Below are 15,767 nucleotides of genomic sequence, written 5' to 3'. Positions count from 1 at the left end.
AATTAACATGGAAAATGATGAAAAAGATTCAATTAATTATATGGAGTATTCTGGTACTTTGCGTGGGAGCCTGTACGGAAGATAAAGGGGATTATGATTATACCCCGTTGAATGATTTAGTTGTTCAGGGGATAGAGAAAGACTATACTGTGGAACAATTCTCATCCTTGAAAATCCCGGTGACAATAACCGCAAAAGATGGATTTTCGGAGGATCATTACGAGTATTTGTGGTATATCTGGCGAGTAAATAATGCCGCAGACCCGGATACGCTTTCTTTCAAAAAGGATTTGGATATTGAAGTCGAATCTGTTACCGGGGAGTATACGATGAGATATATTGTAACAGACAAGGAAACCGGAGTTTCCTATTCTGTAGAAACAGACCTGACGATTGTCAATTCCTATTCCAAGGGATTAATGGTATTGAGTGAGGTAGAAGGTAATGCTAACGTGACATTTATCAATGTTGTGAATACGGTCACGGAGGATGCGTATGAGAAGGTGAACGGGGAAGTAGCCGGAAGGTCTCCCCGGGGAATTTTTTACACGGGCGAGGGCGAGTTTACCAAAGGATTGGTTGTCATATCAACAGGTGATGGATCAAAGGTGATAGAGCCTACGGATTTTTCTTACATGATGGATTTCTCCGAGATGTTTTATTTTGCCCCGGATCCTTGCGTGATGGAGTGTCTGTGTAAAAATATGTATGGGTATAACGAATATGTCATCATGAGTGGGAGAGTATATACTCGTAATCTTTCTTTTGTTGAGGATATGTTTGTCAAGTATGATCCGCAGGTGAAAGGAGATTATGAGGCTGCACCATTTTCCATGTACGAATCGAACGATCCTTTTTTCTATGACCAGAAAGGTAAGCGGTTTATATACGATGATTACGGGAAAATGATTTCCGTGGAATCGGCCTCAGGTGCTTTCAATCCGGCGGCAATGGAGGCCACGATGGTTTATGGGGTAGCTTTCGAGGATAACGTGCGGGCGGTGATGGAGGATGCTGATGGGCATCATTTCGTGATTGCGGCACAGAAAAGAGTGGAATACGATGATGATTTTTATAATTCTTATATTCGGGTTATCCCGATTCGGAAGGTCGATTTGAACCAGACCGATATTGGGGAGGCTACCTGTTTTGCCGTTTCCTCTAAAGATATTGATTTCCTTTATTATGGCTATCAGAACAAAATTGTTTGCATGAGTACAGTGACGGGAAACGTGTTGGCAACGTATGACGGTTTTGAGGAAGGAAACAAAATAGATTATATTGAATTTGACCGTTCCGAGAACCCTAATCGTTTGTACGTGGGAGTAAGTAATGGCTCCGGGAAAGCAAAATCCGGTTCGATTTATTATCTACGGATGAGTAGTAATGGGAGTCTGGAGGAGGAAAATCATTTTAATAATATATGTGGTAGAGTCGTTGATTTTGAATATAATAAATAAGATGAATCGGTTGTGTATTTTAGCATTTTTAATCGTTTGTATGGCTTGTCAATCAAGCCATCAGACGATTCTGAAAGGAGTGGTTAATGATAATGGAGCTTTGATACGGATTGCCGTGCAAGGTAGTTTAAAACGAGACACTCTGAAAGTGAATGAGAGAGGGGAATTTGAGTACATTCCTATGGAAACACAGAATGGAGTGATTTATGAATTGTCCGTGAAAGGTTATAATCCTTGGATACCGGTATTTTTAGCAAAAGGAAGTCGTGTGAATATAGAATTGACATTACTACCTCAACAATCGATGGAGATTAGTTTTTCTGGAGATTGTGAAAAAGAGAATAAATATCTGTTTGCTTTACGATCTATTGAAAATTCACAGGAATGGTATTCTCCCGAGATATCTGCTCTTAAATTCAAAGATTTCAAGTTGAAAGTCGATGAAAAAGAAAAAGAATTAAGAATTTTAGGAAATCAGATTACGAATAAAAAAAATCGTGAGCAATTGGCAAAAAAAGCCTATCTAAATCTTCAAAATCAGCGGTTTTCATGGTACCTGTCTCATGTAGGAGATAGTGTAAAAGATGTGGATTTTTTGGATTTTGTAAAATCCATAAATTGGAACGATTCGTTGAGTTGTAACGAAGAACTTTTGGAATATATGATTGGGTGGAGTATGAGTCAAGTGACAGACTTGGATTGGAATGATTTTCCGAAAAAAAGTTTAGAAATTATCGGATCGCTGGTGACTGACCAAGAGATGAAAAATCGATATGTTACTTCCAGATTTCTAAGCTATTTGAACAGGCCCGGCGTGTTAAGTTTACAGGATGCCTACGAGTACTATAATTCCATATGCACGGATGAAATATTAAAGGAAACAGCACGTGGAGAGTATAACGAATATATCCGAGTGAATGGGAATTTGATGAGAGGAAAAGTAGCCCCAGATTTTGAGTTAACCGGGGAAGACGGGAAAAAATATAAATTATCGGATTTTAGGGGAAAATTTTTGTTGTTAGATGTTTGGGCAACTTGGTGCGCTCCTTGCCGTGATGAGCTACCTTATATGGCGAAATTGAAAGAGCATTTTAAAAAAGATGATCAAGTGGAAATTATTAGTATAGCAATTGATAATAACGTGAATGTATGGAAAAAATTTTTAGAAAAGGAGAAACCGACTTGGAAACAGTATATTGTGGACAAAAAAACGAATGATTTTTTAGGAAAAGAGTATCGAATTGAAGGTATACCTCATTTCATGTTGCTAGACCGGGAGGGGCGTTTTATTGCGTATTCATTTGTTCGTCCTTCTGAACCGGAGTGTATTACATTATTGGAAAAATATTTAAATCAAATACAGTGATGAAAAACTTGAAATTATTTGTGATATTAGTTGTCTCTTTATTAGTGGGAATTGATTGTATGGCAAAAAATCAAGATTCTGGTTATATTCGAGGGAGAATCTATGATTTTGTTGGTGGGAACGTGACAGTGATTTATTATGTGGGAGGAGGGGTAAAAATGATCGATACTCTTCAAGTTAGTGATGTTGGAGAATTTGTTTATAACGTGGATGTGGAAAAGCCGATTCGAGCTTTTTTATCGTTTGAGAAGTATGCTTGTTTTGTGGCTCTTTTCCTTGAAAATGGGATGAAGGCTGATCTGACAATTTCATTTCATAAAGAAAAGAATGAAGAGGATGATGCGTATGTCCCGGAAGTAAATTATGTTGGGGATAATGCAGATTGTTTTTGTTTTATGAAAGAATTCGACCGTTGGCAATACGATGCTTGGCCTTTTGAGATGCTGGATACGATGAGTTTTGCCGAATACAGAGAGGCTTATCTGGAAGATGTTGATAGAGTAAAGTCTAATTTGGTAAAGATAAAAAGCTTGGCTTTTAAAAGAATGATGATGGATGTGATTGATCAATTTATTCCGGTATATTTATTCCGTCATGCTTGGTCAAAACCCCGGGAAGACGCTGATTTTGTTCGTTGGGTAGAGGCATTCGACCGGAATGATCCGGATAATATGGAGATGGCCGAGAGATATGTTCGCTGGTATCTTCAACGTCATCCGGCAGGAAAAGAACAAAATAGAGTTGTGTATCATTTGAATGCCTTGACTCAAATATTCACGAATCAGGAAATCATTAATGACATGGCCAATAGTCTTGTTGATTATTATTTAAAACAAGCTCCAAAAGATATGACCGAGGTGTTCGAGGTTTATAAACGGGTTTCCACTGACACGGTAGATCACTCCGAGATGCAGAAAGTGTATGATCACTATATAAACATGATGCCCGGTGCGCCGGCTATTGATTTTGAGATGACAGATGTTAATGGGAAAAAATGTCATTTGTCCGATTTTAAGGGGAAAGCTGTTTATATTGACGTGTGGGCTACTTGGTGCGGACCATGTTGCATGGAAATTCCTTATATGGAGAAATTGGTGAAACATTATGCCAAGAATAAGAAGATTGAATTTCTGAGTATCTCGTTGGACGAGAATCAAAAGAAATGGAAAAAGAAACTGGCAGCAGATAAACCGGAATGGAAACAATTTATTTGCCCGGATAATTTCCAATCGACCCTATGTCAAGAGTATGATATTGATGGAATTCCCCGTTTCTTATTCTTCGATAAGAAAGGAAGAATTATTTCCTTGGATGCTCCAAGACCCTCTTCTTCCAAGATTATAGAGTATATTAATCAGCATATTAAATAATAGGTGATGTATCCCTTATCCCCGGCTTTTGCCGGGGATATAGTGGCCCGAAATATTATTCTTGAGCATGAATAGGCTCGTTATTGGTCCGGTTGACGGGATATTCGAGTATGTTATTTTTGTTTTCTATCTGTTAAAATGGTGGCGATAATCGGGCGAGCATTTAGATCCCAGTCGGGATTCGCCTTCGGCGAGTTACAGGTTAGCAAGTGACAGGTTTCATCAACTTTTATCTTTTAGTTTTCCTAAGGATGGAAGAGGGTACTTCCGGGATACTCTTGGATCACTTCCGGTTCATTCTCGGTCTTTGGTTGCTTGTGAGCGAGAGTGTAACGAAGGTGTACCGAGAGTGAACCGAAGGTGATCCCTATCTTCTACGGTTCTTCCCCGGTATTTCCCTAGGAATTGCATTTTGACAGATCTCGTTATTCGTGTCTGAAACATCAAGATTTCCAAGCTAAATGTACGTATTTGGACGGGGGAGGAGGCGCTACATTGAAACATTGGAGCGTGTTCTCACGGCGGTTTTCTCTCTCGTGTAATGCTATACTCGTATTATTCAGGGATATAAATCTGTTCTTATATCGAACTCACGTTAATATAAATTGATATTCAAGTAAAATATTCATACTTTTGCTTGTAGAAGTTTAAACACGAGAATAATCATGAGTACGAGAGCAAGTATTGTATTAAAGTTGAAAGACGAAGATATTGGTAAAAAGATGAAATTTGAACCTTCACGTCTACCACTTGGAATTACTTGTGATATGGCTGGGGTGGATAAAGTAGAGTGGGTTGAATTGTCTAAAAGGTACATTATGATCTATCATAATTACGATAGTTATCCATCGGGAATGGGCGTGTATTTGTATTATATCTATAATGATTACGATAAGATTATAAATCTATTATTAGGTGGTAATGTATCTTCTATTCTTGGAACGATGCTGATGCAATATATTTGTTATCCGGATGGCGTTTGGACTGATGAAAAACCAATAGTGTATGATGAAATGCCAGAAAAGGAGGAAGATTACATTTACTTGTTTGAAAATGGAATTTGGTATCTTAAAAGTAACAGGTACCCAGAATGGGTAGATTTGGAAATGGTTTTGAGAGCGGAAAGAGATAAATTGTTGAACGAGTGATTCTTTTTTCAGACTCATTTGAAAATACTTTTGAGTCAATTGATGCCTTGATTGGTTATGCAGGTCGTGTAGAAAACAAAAGAAATTGTGCTGGAAATATGTGCGGAGGTCTCTTTGTGGGTAGAGAACTTAAGGCCTTGCGCAGGAATAAATCCTGTTTAATTTTTTCAACTTGTTCCTGTTTTAGGGCTAACTTTACATTCTTTATCAGTCTATAAACTTTATCCACTATATAGGGTTTTGTTTGTTGGAAAGAATGTTTTATATTTGTCCGTGATCATTTGGACGAAAGGGTTTTAATTTGGTACGGGAAGATATTTATCAAGAGTTGTATTTAGCTATTACGGAATTACCTGAAGATTGCAGGGAGATATTTTGGTTATACTTTCAAGGTAGGAATAACAAGGAAATTGCAGAAATTCTTTCTCTTCCGGAAAAAGACGTGCGAGCTTGTAAAAGGGAGGCTATTTATAGATTAAAGAGTCGCCTAGGTGGTTTATTTTTCTGGTTGCAGATCATGAGAATCGTGTGAGATGAATGAAGTCGTACCGATGAAAGTACGACTTCATTTATTTTCTAAGGTAAGTACTGATAACTTAGTTTCTCGCTGATTTCCATATTATTTTTGATCGGTAGAATGGTGAAACTCCAGTGGTAATCTTTGTTTGTCGGGAGCTTGTATTTGGGGTAAGGTTGAGAACCCCAGCTATCGTCCCCGGCAACACCCATCATACGGTGATCCAAGCATACTTCCACGAAATTGCGGGGGAAAATGTCATTGACGTGCGTTTGTTTGGGTTTCCGGTTTTTCGCCATGAGCGGGTCATGGGATTCTCCTTGCGTGAAGTTTTGCCATTGGTACGGGCGATTGGATTCTTCCCCGTCGAAATCTTCAATCCGGTTGCGGGAAACGTTAAACTCCATGAAGTTCGAGTCGGCAATAAACAGGAGGCCCTTCCCGGTTTTATCCGTGAGTGCCAGCCAGCGGGTTTCTGTCTTGTGGCCGTTTTCTTGTGGCCGTACGTATGGAACGTATTGTTGCTCGGCCGTACTTTTGTAATGGCCGATAAGCGTTCCGTTATTCCGGTCACAATAGTTTTCCTCGGGACCCCGTCCGAGATATTCCAGTTGATTTATGTCCGTGGGGATTCTGAAACGTACTCCGATTCGGGGAAGTTCGGGGGCATCCGGTTGTGTTTCTAGATGGCAGGCCACGTGGATCATGCCTGACGGGTATAGCGTGTAAGACACGTGGTATTTGCTATTGGTTTCTTGAAGTCTGTACGTGATGGTTAGGTTCGTGTTTGTCGCGGAAGTAGAGGTTCTGATCCCGGCAATCTTAAAATTCTTGCTTGCTTGTTTCCAGCCTTGCTGACGACTCGGCATCCCGTTGCCATAATCGTTGTCCGTGGGTCCCCGCCAGAAGTTGGGTTGGAACCCGAAATCTTCGGCAATGTATTGAATGCCATTGGTCCGGTAGGAAGTCACGTATCCTTTCTGTTTGTTAAACACGAAGTCGATATTCGTGCCGGATATATGGATTTCCGGTCCGTTCTCTTCCATGGCTAGTGTTTTTTCAGGGGTAGGGCGGAACACGGGCGCCGGGGTATAATCCGGTAACCTGAATTGTTCCGAGGCCACGATGTAGCTGGCAGGAATAGAGAGATTCGCTTGTTTGGACTTCACGTAGAGGTTCAGGAAATACTCCGTTCCGGGTTTATTCTTCACGTTCCTGAGTGGAATCGTGAGCTGTTTGTTTGCCCCGGGGGCGAGATGTTGCGTGGGCAGGGTTCCGGACTGTACGGTTTCCGTGTTTGCCTGTATCGTGTACTCGATCGTGTATTGATTCAAGTTCGTGAAATCGTATCGATTTTCTACCCGGATGATTCCTTTTCTCAGATCAACGGGTTGAAACCACACGTACTGGTAGACCTTTTTCACTTCGGTTAAACCGGGGTGCGGTTCTCGATCAGGGCCAACCACTCCGTTACACAAAAAGTTCCCGTCAGACGGGGAGTTTTCTCCGAAATCTCCACCGTATGCCCAGAACGGGGTTCCTTCTTCATCTTTCACGAGGATTCCTTGGTCAATCCAATCCCAGATGAACCCGCCTTGCAAATTGGGGTAACGATAGATCACATTCCAGAGGTCCATGAGGTTCCCGGTACTGTTTCCCATGGCATGGGCATATTCCGACATGATATAAGGGCGATCCGTTTGCGTGTTGCCCCATTTCTCCAGCGTGGTTGCGCCCGGGTATTGCGGGCAGTAGATGTCCGTGTTCCATTCGAGAAGGGCTCTCTCGTACTGTACGGGACGTGTCGTGTCCTTGGATTTTAGCCAATTGTAAGTCATGTAGAAGTTATACCCGTTCCCGGCTTCATTCCCCAGAGACCAGAACGTGACGCAGGGATAATTCTTCCCGGTTTCGTACATGTTCATGGTCCGATCTATATGGGCGTTCAGCCAGTTCGGGTTATTTCCTAATGTTCTTCCCTTGCGAAGGTTGTAGCCCATGCCGTGGGATTCTATATTCGCCTCGTTGCAAACGTAGAATCCGTATTCATCACAAAGTTCGTAAAAGCGCCTTTGTTGGGGGTAATGGCAGCATCGTATGGCGTTAATATTATGACGTTTCATGTTCTCGAAATCCTTGCGCATATCCGCCTCGCTGAGAACGTGACCCGTGTGCTCGTTGTGTTCATGATAATTCACGCCTTTAATCAGTACGGCACGACCGTTTACTAGGAATTGGTTCCCCCGGATTTCCAGCTTTCGGAAACCGACCCGGAAAGGAATGATTTCCGGGTTTTTCCCCGGTTGTTCGATCCGGATAAACAGCTGGTGCAGGTTTGGGGTTTCGGCTGTCCACGGGGCGACTTGAGCAATCTTCGCATCGAAATGGACTGTTGCAATGGAATCTATTTTAATGGTTTGTGTCCCTTCTGCCACTCGTGTTCCCGAGGTGCTTTCCAGTTGGTAGGACACTGTGGCTTGAGCCGTTTGCCGGGGATTGGCGTTTACCAAGAATAAATCCAGCCCGAAAAGTCCGTTCTTGTACGTGCTGTCCAGATCCTGACGGATGGAGAAATCCCGAAGATGCACGGGGGATTGTGCGAACAAGTAAACGTCCCGTTCGATCCCACTGATTCTCCAAAAGTCCTGACATTCCAGATAACTTCCCGTTGACCACCTATATACTTCAAGAGCGATAAGGTTACGCCCCGGTTTTAGGTAGCGGGTAATGTTATATTCCACGGCTGTCTTGGAATCCTCACTATACCCGACTTTTGTGCCGTTCACGTACAGGTAGCAACCCGATTTTACTGCACCGATGTGCAAGAATATCTCTTTCCCGTTCCATTGTTCGGGTATCTCGATGTATTTCCGGTAAGATCCCACTGGATTTTCCTCCGGTAGAAGAGGTGGTTGCGGGTTACGGGGACAGAATTCGTAAGGGTGATTCGTGTAAAGTGCGTTTCCGTAACCGTTTACTTCCCAGTTTGCCGGGACGTCAATCTCTCCCCATGCAGAATCGTCGAAATCTGTTTTATAGAAGTTCATTGGGCGTTTTTTGTAGGAAGGAACCCAGTTGAATTTCCATTTCCCGTTGAGCGATTTGTAATCAGGGGATGTGTTGAAATCATTACTCCGAGCTTTATCCACATTACTGTAGGTCATGAATGCCGTCCGGGGATATTCTTTCCCGACAAAGGGTATGGTCTCGTCTTGCCATTCCGGTTTCACTTGCATGAAAGCCGTGGAACAGATTAAACAACAGATAATCGTGGAGAATAGTTTTTTCATCTTGTATGTAGTTTGAGATTTTAGAGTCTAAAGATAGTGTTTTTTTGTTAAAAGTGGTAATCTGTTTCTTCAAACCTTCAATATAGCGTGTGTCAAGAAAATAATTTGAACAGAATGATCATTCATGATGACAAACAAAACTATATCTTTGTTGCCAATTTAATGTAATCATTTACAGTTATGAATGTAAAAGCTAAAGGATACGTGTTAGGGGTCATTGCGGCAGCAACTTACGGGATGAATCCCTTGTTTGCCCTTCCCCTGTACGAGGCGGGGATGAACCCGGATTCAGTTCTTTTTTTCAGGTACTTGTTTGCTATCCCGGTGTTGGGTGCGATGATTAAGTTGCGGGGAAGAGATTTCAAATTGAAGCGAAAAGAAATACTTCCGTTAATTATCATGGGATTGCTGGTGGCACTCTCGTCACTTACCTTGTTTCAGAGTTATAATTACATGGCAGCCGGTATTGCATCGACCTTGTTGTTCGTTTACCCGATCATGGTAGCCTTAATCATGGCCTTTCTCTTTAAAGAGAAACTGACGTTACAAACAATTTTGTGTATCATGCTGGCGTTGGGTGGTATTGCCTTGCTTTACAAGGGGGAGGATGGTTCGGTGTTGAGTCTGACGGGAGTGATTCTCGTTATCGCCTCGGCCTTGTCATATGCCATTTACATTGTCGCTGTGAATAGACCCTTGTTGCGAGAGATTGCGACACTGAAGCTGACGTTCTATGTTTTAGTTTTCGGGTTGTCTCTGTTTTTGGTTCGTGTTGATTTTGGGGCCAGTCTGCGTGTGGTAGACACGTGGTATCTGTGGGGTAATTTGGTTGCCTTGGCCGTGTTCCCGACTGCTATATCATTTCTTTGTACCACTCAGGCCATCCAGTATATCGGTTCGACCCCAACCGCTATTTTAGGGGCTTTGGAGCCTTTGACAGCGGTATTTTTCGGGGTGACGGTTTTCGGGGAACCTTTAACCGTGAGAGTGGGATGTGGTATTATGATGATTGTTTTTGCCGTGACCATTATCGTTGCGGGAAGTAATGTTACGACTTATTTAGTACGTTTTAGGAAACTTTTCCCGAAACTCCCGATAAAGAGAAAGCCGACTTGTTAATTTGTTAAACGTATTTCACTAGTGTCTAAATTGTATATTTAGGAGAAATCGTTTGTTATTGACGATATGTCGATTGTTTTGATTCATAATGTTTTATTGTATTGTCTTTGGCTGTGTTCATTTTGGACAATTTTTTTTTATATGTTTTTTTTCGCATCTTTGTTTCATCCATGATTAGAAATGGAGTGTTTGATGGATAAGGAGATGCGATATAGAAAGTTTAAGCATAATGTGGACTACCTTGTAAGGCGATTACAGGATGGTGATGAGTATGCTTTTGCTTTTTTCTTGGATACATATGGGAAATCTCTTTATTTTTATTGTAATTCAATTCTTAAGAATAGTACTTTCTCTGAAGATATTGTGCAGGAAAGTTTCGTAACCCTGTGGGAGAGACGTCAAGATTTTATGTCCTTACTTCCGATTCGGGTTTTTCTTTACCAGACGGCTCGTAATAAATGTTTGGATTTATTAAAGCATGAGCAGGTCGTTCATAAACATGAAGCGGCGTTGATACAAGAGTTAAGTGAGGATTCTTTGGATGAGAAAATGATTGAAGAAGAGGTGCTCGGGGAAATTTATCGGGCAATTGACGAATTACCTCCAGAATGTAGACGTGTATTCCGATTAGGATTGGAAGGATTAAGTAATCAGGAAATAGCAGATTCGTTATCTATATCGATCAATACGGTTCGGACTCAGAAACAGAGAGCTATGGCTGTATTAAAAAAACGCTTTAGCATGGGTATTCTTTTGGTACTTTTGGGAATGGTGGATTTATTTAATTGAATTTTTTTTTGAAAAAAAATCTGCTTCTTGTCATCTTTTTGAGAAGTGTGGTCGTTCTTTGTGTGAAATGTAAAAATGACAGGGTATGCATGATGATAATAATTTGAAAATAGCCTCATGGGTTGTAGCTCGGTTGAATGGTACTATTCAGCAAGAGGAGGAAAAGATGTTGGAGGAATGGATCCATGAGAGTGACGAGCACCGACTATTTTATGAACGGCTGGTAGAGCGGAATTATTTGATGGGGCGGTTGCAAGAATATGAAAATTATTCATTAGAAGCATTGAAAGAACGAGTAATGTTTTCAGTAGGTAAACAGGGAAAGCGTATTCGTCTTATTCGGCGGGTAAAACAAATTGCTGCAATTTTATTAATACCACTTATTGCCGGAAGTGTATTTTTATTCATGATGGAGAAAGAAGAAATATCTCCGTTAGCTACAGATATTATTCCTGGTAAAGAATGTGCCGTGCTAGAGATGGCTGACGGGCGGAAACTGGAACTAGGTCTAGGGAAAAATCTAGGGCAATTACAATTGGAAGGAACTGTAGTAACGAATGATTCCAATCGTCTTGCCTATAAACAAGGCCACTCGGGTAATCCATCCGCTCTGGAATATAACACCATTATTATTCCCCGGGGAGGCGAATATCAACTGATCTTATCCGATGGTTCTCGGGTATGGCTAAATTCTGATACCCGTTTACGATATCCGGTTAGTTTTATCGGGGAAAAACGAGAGGTGTATCTTGAGGGAGAGGCTTATTTTGAAGTTTCTCCTTCTGACAAGCCTTTTGAAGTACATGGGGGAGGACAGAGTGTATGTGTTTTAGGAACTTCATTTAATGTGATGGCTTATGGGGATGAAGCTAAAGTGCAGACAACTTTGGTCTCGGGTAGTGTACGGGTAGTGTTGGATCAATCTGATAAAACTGTTTTGTTGACACCGGGGCATCAGGCGGAAATGGATAAGAATATTGGAAAGATATCTATGCGGGAAGTAAATGTTGAGAATTATATCGGATGGAAAGATAAACTTTTCATTTTTGACGAGGAAGATTTGGTTACTATAATGAAGAAATTGGCCCGTTGGTATGATGTGGATATTATTATTGAAACACCGGAATTGAAAGAAAAAATATTTTATGGGGTAATTCGAAAATACGAGAATATTTCTAAGATATTGGGTATGTTGAAAAAAACTCAAAATATTGATTATTTGATAGAAGGTAAAAAGATTGTAATAAAAGAAGTCCGCTAAGTTTTTAAGGACTTACCGGACTATTGTAATTTTAAAACTCGCCTCGGATTGGCATTTGATGCGAGCATTAAGTAAAAATTAAACAAATGTATGAAAAAAGATGAATTAATTCTCCATCCATGGCGATGGCGTGGAAAAAAAATGCTAGTGATGAAACTTGTTATGCTTATGGTGTTGTTGCCGGTGTTTGCGTTTGCAATACCGACGTATAGTCAGAAACAAATTAAGATGGAGGTTCAAGATGTAAGCTTGGAACAGGTGTTAAAAGAGTTACATGCACAATCTGGGTATTATATTTTGTATAATAAACAGGATGTACAAGGGGTGAAAAATGTGAGTTTGAAAGTAAGTGAAGCCTCGGTAGAAGATGTGTTGAAGTTGTGTTTACGAAATACATCTTTACAATATGAGATTGAAGATCAGACAATCCTGATCTCTGTCAAGAAGGTTAATAATGAACCGGAGAAGAAGGAAAGCGTGGTTCTTAAAGGAGTGGTGAAAGATTCAAAAGGTGGCGTTTTACCTGGGGTGACAGTTATGATTAAAGGGACGAGTGTAGGGACTGCGACCGATATGGATGGAAATTATTCCATGAATATTCTAAAACAGGATACTGTTACTCTGATATTTTCGTTTGTGGGAATGAAAACGAAGGAGGTGAAATGGGCTGGTCAATCAGAACTTAACATCACGCTGGAAGATGAGGTAAGTGAGATGGATGAGGTGGTCGTGACTGGTATTTTTCAGCGTAAAAAAGAGAGTTTTACGGGTTCCACTGCTACATTCAAGAAAGAAGAGTTGAAGATGGTTGGAACACAAAATTTGATTCAGAGTTTGAAGACACTAGATCCTTCTTTCGTGATTATGGAGAATAATGATTATGGTTCTGACCCTAATCGCTTACCGGATATCGAAATTCGTGGTAAAAGTAGTGTTGTAGGATTGAAAGAACAATATGATACTGATCCGAATCAGCCATTGTTTATCCTTGATGGTTTCGAGACTGATTTGCAAACGGTGGTAAATTTGAATATGGACCGTGTGCAATCTGTAACAATATTGAAAGATGCTGCGTCCACGGCTTTGTATGGTTCGAAAGCTGCAAATGGCGTTGTTGTGATTGAGACTAAACAGCCTGAACCAGGAACATTTCGAGTGTCATACAATGGTAATTTTTCTTTGTCTATTCCCGATTTGTCGGATTATAATTTGATGAATGCACGTGAGAAATTGGAATTTGAACAGAAAGCTGGTTTTTACAAATCGGATTATACATATGATGCCCAAGAACAATTATTTCTGGATAGTTTGTATAATCTTCATCGTGCGAATGTAGCAAGAGGAGTTAATACTTATTGGTTAAGTGAACCGTTACGAGTGGCATTGGTGCATAAACACAATATTTATGCAGAAGGAGGTGACAATGCAGTACGTTATGGTTTGGGTGTTACCTATAATGGAACAGACGGAGTGATGAAAAATTCGGGAAATGACGTTATCGGTATGAATTTTGAGTTGAATTATCGAAAAGGAAAATTCCGTTTTTTCAACAAGATGTCATTTGATTATACGAAAAAAGAAAATCCGACGGTAAATTTTTCAGAGTATGCAAAAGCAAATCCTTATTTTGAAAAATATGACGAAAATGGCAATGTTACCCGTTATTTAGAAGAATATTATACTGTTAATCGACAGCACTATACGGTTGAGAATCCATTGTACAATGCAAGTCTGAACAGTTATGATCGTCAAAAAGGTATGAGCTTTATCAATAAATTTAATGCAGAATACCGTCCAGTGGAAGAAGTGATGGTACGAGGGCGTATCAGTTTGGAGAAAAAATCGGAAAAGGCTGAGTATTTTCTATCCCCTGAGCATACTTCTTTTGATGGTGTGGCTCAAACCCAACGGGGGAGTTATAAATCGACGGATTACGATACTTGGATCTATGATGGGGAGTTAACTGTGACTTATGGTAAATTGTTCAATGACGTACATCAATTAAATGCTGTATTGGGGGCGAACTTCCGTTCGTCTGAGTTGAAGACAGAGGCTTTCGAGGCGGTGGGCTTTCCTGTAGGTGATTTTACCCGTCCGTCTTTTGCCACCAGTTTCCCGAATGGCGGTAAACCGGACTACACGGAAACGGTTACCCGCTCCAACAGTTGGTATTTGAATATGGGGTATGCTTTCGACAACCGCTATTTGTTTGATGCAAATATTCGTTTAGATGGAGCTTCGGTTTTTGGGAGTAATAAACGTTATACCGAAACGTGGTCGGTAGGGGTGGCATGGAATATTCACAACGAAAGCTTCTTGCAAAATGCTGAATGGATGACCTTATTGAAAGTGAGGGCATCAATCGGTAATCCTGGTAATCAAAATTTTGATGCTTATCAATCGTATACCACGTATTCTTTTAATAATTGGAGTTCTAATAACTTTGGAACAAGTTTATTGGTAGATGCATTTGGTAATCCCGACTTGAAATGGCAAAAAACATTAGACATGAATGTGGGTGCTGATATTGCTTTGTTGAGGAATCGTTTCAATATAAACTTCGACTATTATCAGAAAAGAACCGACCCATTGTTGGCTGTAATCGGTTTGCCTTCTTCGGTTGGTACAAAAACGATAGCTACAAATATCGGAGAGCAATGGAACACGGGGTACAGTGCTACGGTTAAATATTCGCCGATTTACCGCCCGGAGGAAGGTATCAACTGGAATCTGAGTTTGAATTTCCGTCACCAAAAGTCTGAATACCGGAATATTGGCAATAGCTTGAGTCAGTTTAATGCGCAAAATGAAAATACAAGCTTAGTGCGTTATTACGATGGCGGTAGTCCTACTGCATTGTGGGCAGTACGCTCTTTGGGAATAGACCCAGCGAGTGGTAAAGAAGTATTTTTGAAAAAAGATGGTACATATACTTATACGTATGAGACAAAAGATGAGGTCCAAGTAGGAGATACAGAACCTGATTTGGAAGGAGTTATTGGTACTACGCTGTATTATAAAGGATTTTCCTTCTCTGCACATCTACGCTATAGTTTGGGAGGTGATGTCTTCAACGAGGCATTGTATACTAAAGTGGAAAATATTTCCGAAGAAAACTTGAAATACAACCAAGATAAGCGTGCATTGTATAACCGTTGGGAAAAGCCCGGACAACACGCCCGGTTCAAGGGAATCTCTCTAACCGAGACAACACAAATGTCTTCGCGTTTTGTGCAGCGTTCTAATTTCCTGAAAGGGGAGTCTTTTTCAGCCGGTTATGATTTCCCAAAAGAATGGATTGAAAAAGCCGGTTTTTCAGCCTTGCGTTTGCAGGTGAATATGAATGATGTGTTCCGGATATCAAGTGTGAAAGAGGAACGAGGTATCGAATATCCTTTTGCGCGTATGGTATCGGCATCTGTATCTGTAACTTTTTAAAATCGGATG

At 40.7% G+C, this 15,767-nt stretch carries 10 protein-coding genes; 9 read left to right on the top strand and 1 reads right to left on the bottom strand.

Features of this window, described 5'->3' with window-relative positions:
* The first annotated feature begins 14 nt into the window (after positions 1 to 14).
* The 5 genes from R8806_RS14025 (at position 15) to R8806_RS14005 (ending at position 5,876) form a co-directional block, all read left to right on the top strand.
* The gene (locus R8806_RS14025; protein ID WP_124317505.1) at positions 15 to 1,460 is read left to right on the top strand and encodes a PKD-like family lipoprotein; all 1,446 of its coding nucleotides are present in this window, start codon (positions 15 to 17) and stop codon (positions 1,458 to 1,460) included.
* Between the two features lie 40 nt (positions 1,461 to 1,500).
* The gene (locus R8806_RS14020; protein WP_167513914.1) at positions 1,501 to 2,826 is read left to right on the top strand and encodes a TlpA family protein disulfide reductase; all 1,326 of its coding nucleotides are present in this window, start codon (positions 1,501 to 1,503) and stop codon (positions 2,824 to 2,826) included.
* Positions 2,826 to 4,196 carry a TlpA disulfide reductase family protein gene (locus tag R8806_RS14015; protein WP_124318329.1) on the top strand — a complete coding sequence of 457 codons (1,371 nt, stop codon included), beginning with the start codon at positions 2,826 to 2,828 and terminating at the stop codon, positions 4,194 to 4,196. The genes R8806_RS14020 and R8806_RS14015 overlap by 1 nt, the downstream gene beginning before the upstream one ends.
* A 665-nt stretch (positions 4,197 to 4,861) precedes the next feature.
* On the top strand, positions 4,862 to 5,344 hold the full coding sequence (locus R8806_RS14010) for a hypothetical protein (protein ID WP_151411727.1): 483 nt from the start codon (positions 4,862 to 4,864) through the stop codon (positions 5,342 to 5,344).
* Between the two features lie 301 nt (positions 5,345 to 5,645).
* Positions 5,646 to 5,876, top strand: a complete 231-nt coding sequence (locus R8806_RS14005; RefSeq protein ID WP_124316683.1) for an RNA polymerase sigma factor — start codon at positions 5,646 to 5,648, stop codon at positions 5,874 to 5,876.
* A gap of 44 nt (positions 5,877 to 5,920) precedes the next feature.
* Here R8806_RS14005 and R8806_RS14000 read toward each other — a convergent pair whose 3' ends face one another.
* Positions 5,921 to 9,151, bottom strand: a complete 3,231-nt coding sequence (locus tag R8806_RS14000; RefSeq protein WP_124316682.1) for a glycoside hydrolase family 2 TIM barrel-domain containing protein — start codon at positions 9,149 to 9,151, stop codon at positions 5,921 to 5,923.
* A 180-nt stretch (positions 9,152 to 9,331) separates the two neighbouring features.
* On the opposite strand from R8806_RS14000, the gene R8806_RS13995 reads away from it, so the two are divergent.
* The 4 genes from R8806_RS13995 to R8806_RS13980 all read left to right on the top strand — a co-directional run bounded on the left by R8806_RS13995 (position 9,332) and on the right by R8806_RS13980 (position 15,758).
* Positions 9,332 to 10,270, top strand: a complete 939-nt coding sequence (locus R8806_RS13995; protein ID WP_118302897.1) for a DMT family transporter — start codon at positions 9,332 to 9,334, stop codon at positions 10,268 to 10,270.
* Positions 10,271 to 10,462: 192 nt separating this feature from the next.
* Positions 10,463 to 11,059 carry an RNA polymerase sigma-70 factor gene (locus R8806_RS13990; protein WP_164719623.1) on the top strand — a complete coding sequence of 199 codons (597 nt, stop codon included), beginning with the start codon at positions 10,463 to 10,465 and terminating at the stop codon, positions 11,057 to 11,059.
* A gap of 85 nt (positions 11,060 to 11,144) precedes the next feature.
* On the top strand, positions 11,145 to 12,320 hold the full coding sequence (locus R8806_RS13985) for a FecR family protein (protein WP_124316680.1): 1,176 nt from the start codon (positions 11,145 to 11,147) through the stop codon (positions 12,318 to 12,320).
* A 90-nt stretch (positions 12,321 to 12,410) separates the two neighbouring features.
* Positions 12,411 to 15,758, top strand: coding sequence for a SusC/RagA family TonB-linked outer membrane protein (locus R8806_RS13980; RefSeq protein ID WP_124316679.1), 3,348 nt, complete (start codon positions 12,411 to 12,413; stop codon positions 15,756 to 15,758).
* The last annotated feature ends 9 nt before the right edge of the window (positions 15,759 to 15,767 follow it).

The sequence above is a fragment of the Butyricimonas faecihominis genome (assembly GCF_033096445.1).
GTDB lineage: Bacteria > Bacteroidota > Bacteroidia > Bacteroidales > Marinifilaceae > Butyricimonas > Butyricimonas faecihominis.
Note: the sequence above shows the minus strand (reverse complement) of the source record. Positions and strands in the feature narration are given on the sequence as shown.

Coding starts and splice junctions, on each gene's coding strand:
- R8806_RS13980 (WP_124316679.1), top strand. CDS start 12,411: ATGAAAAAAGATGAATTAATTCTCCATCCATGGCGATGGCGTGGAAAA.
- R8806_RS14010 (WP_151411727.1), top strand. CDS start 4,862: ATGAGTACGAGAGCAAGTATTGTATTAAAGTTGAAAGACGAAGATATT.
- R8806_RS14020 (WP_167513914.1), top strand. CDS start 1,501: ATGGCTTGTCAATCAAGCCATCAGACGATTCTGAAAGGAGTGGTTAAT.
- R8806_RS13990 (WP_164719623.1), top strand. CDS start 10,463: ATGGATAAGGAGATGCGATATAGAAAGTTTAAGCATAATGTGGACTAC.
- R8806_RS14025 (WP_124317505.1), top strand. CDS start 15: ATGATGAAAAAGATTCAATTAATTATATGGAGTATTCTGGTACTTTGC.
- R8806_RS13995 (WP_118302897.1), top strand. CDS start 9,332: ATGAATGTAAAAGCTAAAGGATACGTGTTAGGGGTCATTGCGGCAGCA.
- R8806_RS14000 (WP_124316682.1), bottom strand. CDS start 9,151: ATGAAAAAACTATTCTCCACGATTATCTGTTGTTTAATCTGTTCCACG.
- R8806_RS14015 (WP_124318329.1), top strand. CDS start 2,826: ATGAAAAACTTGAAATTATTTGTGATATTAGTTGTCTCTTTATTAGTG.
- R8806_RS13985 (WP_124316680.1), top strand. CDS start 11,145: ATGCATGATGATAATAATTTGAAAATAGCCTCATGGGTTGTAGCTCGG.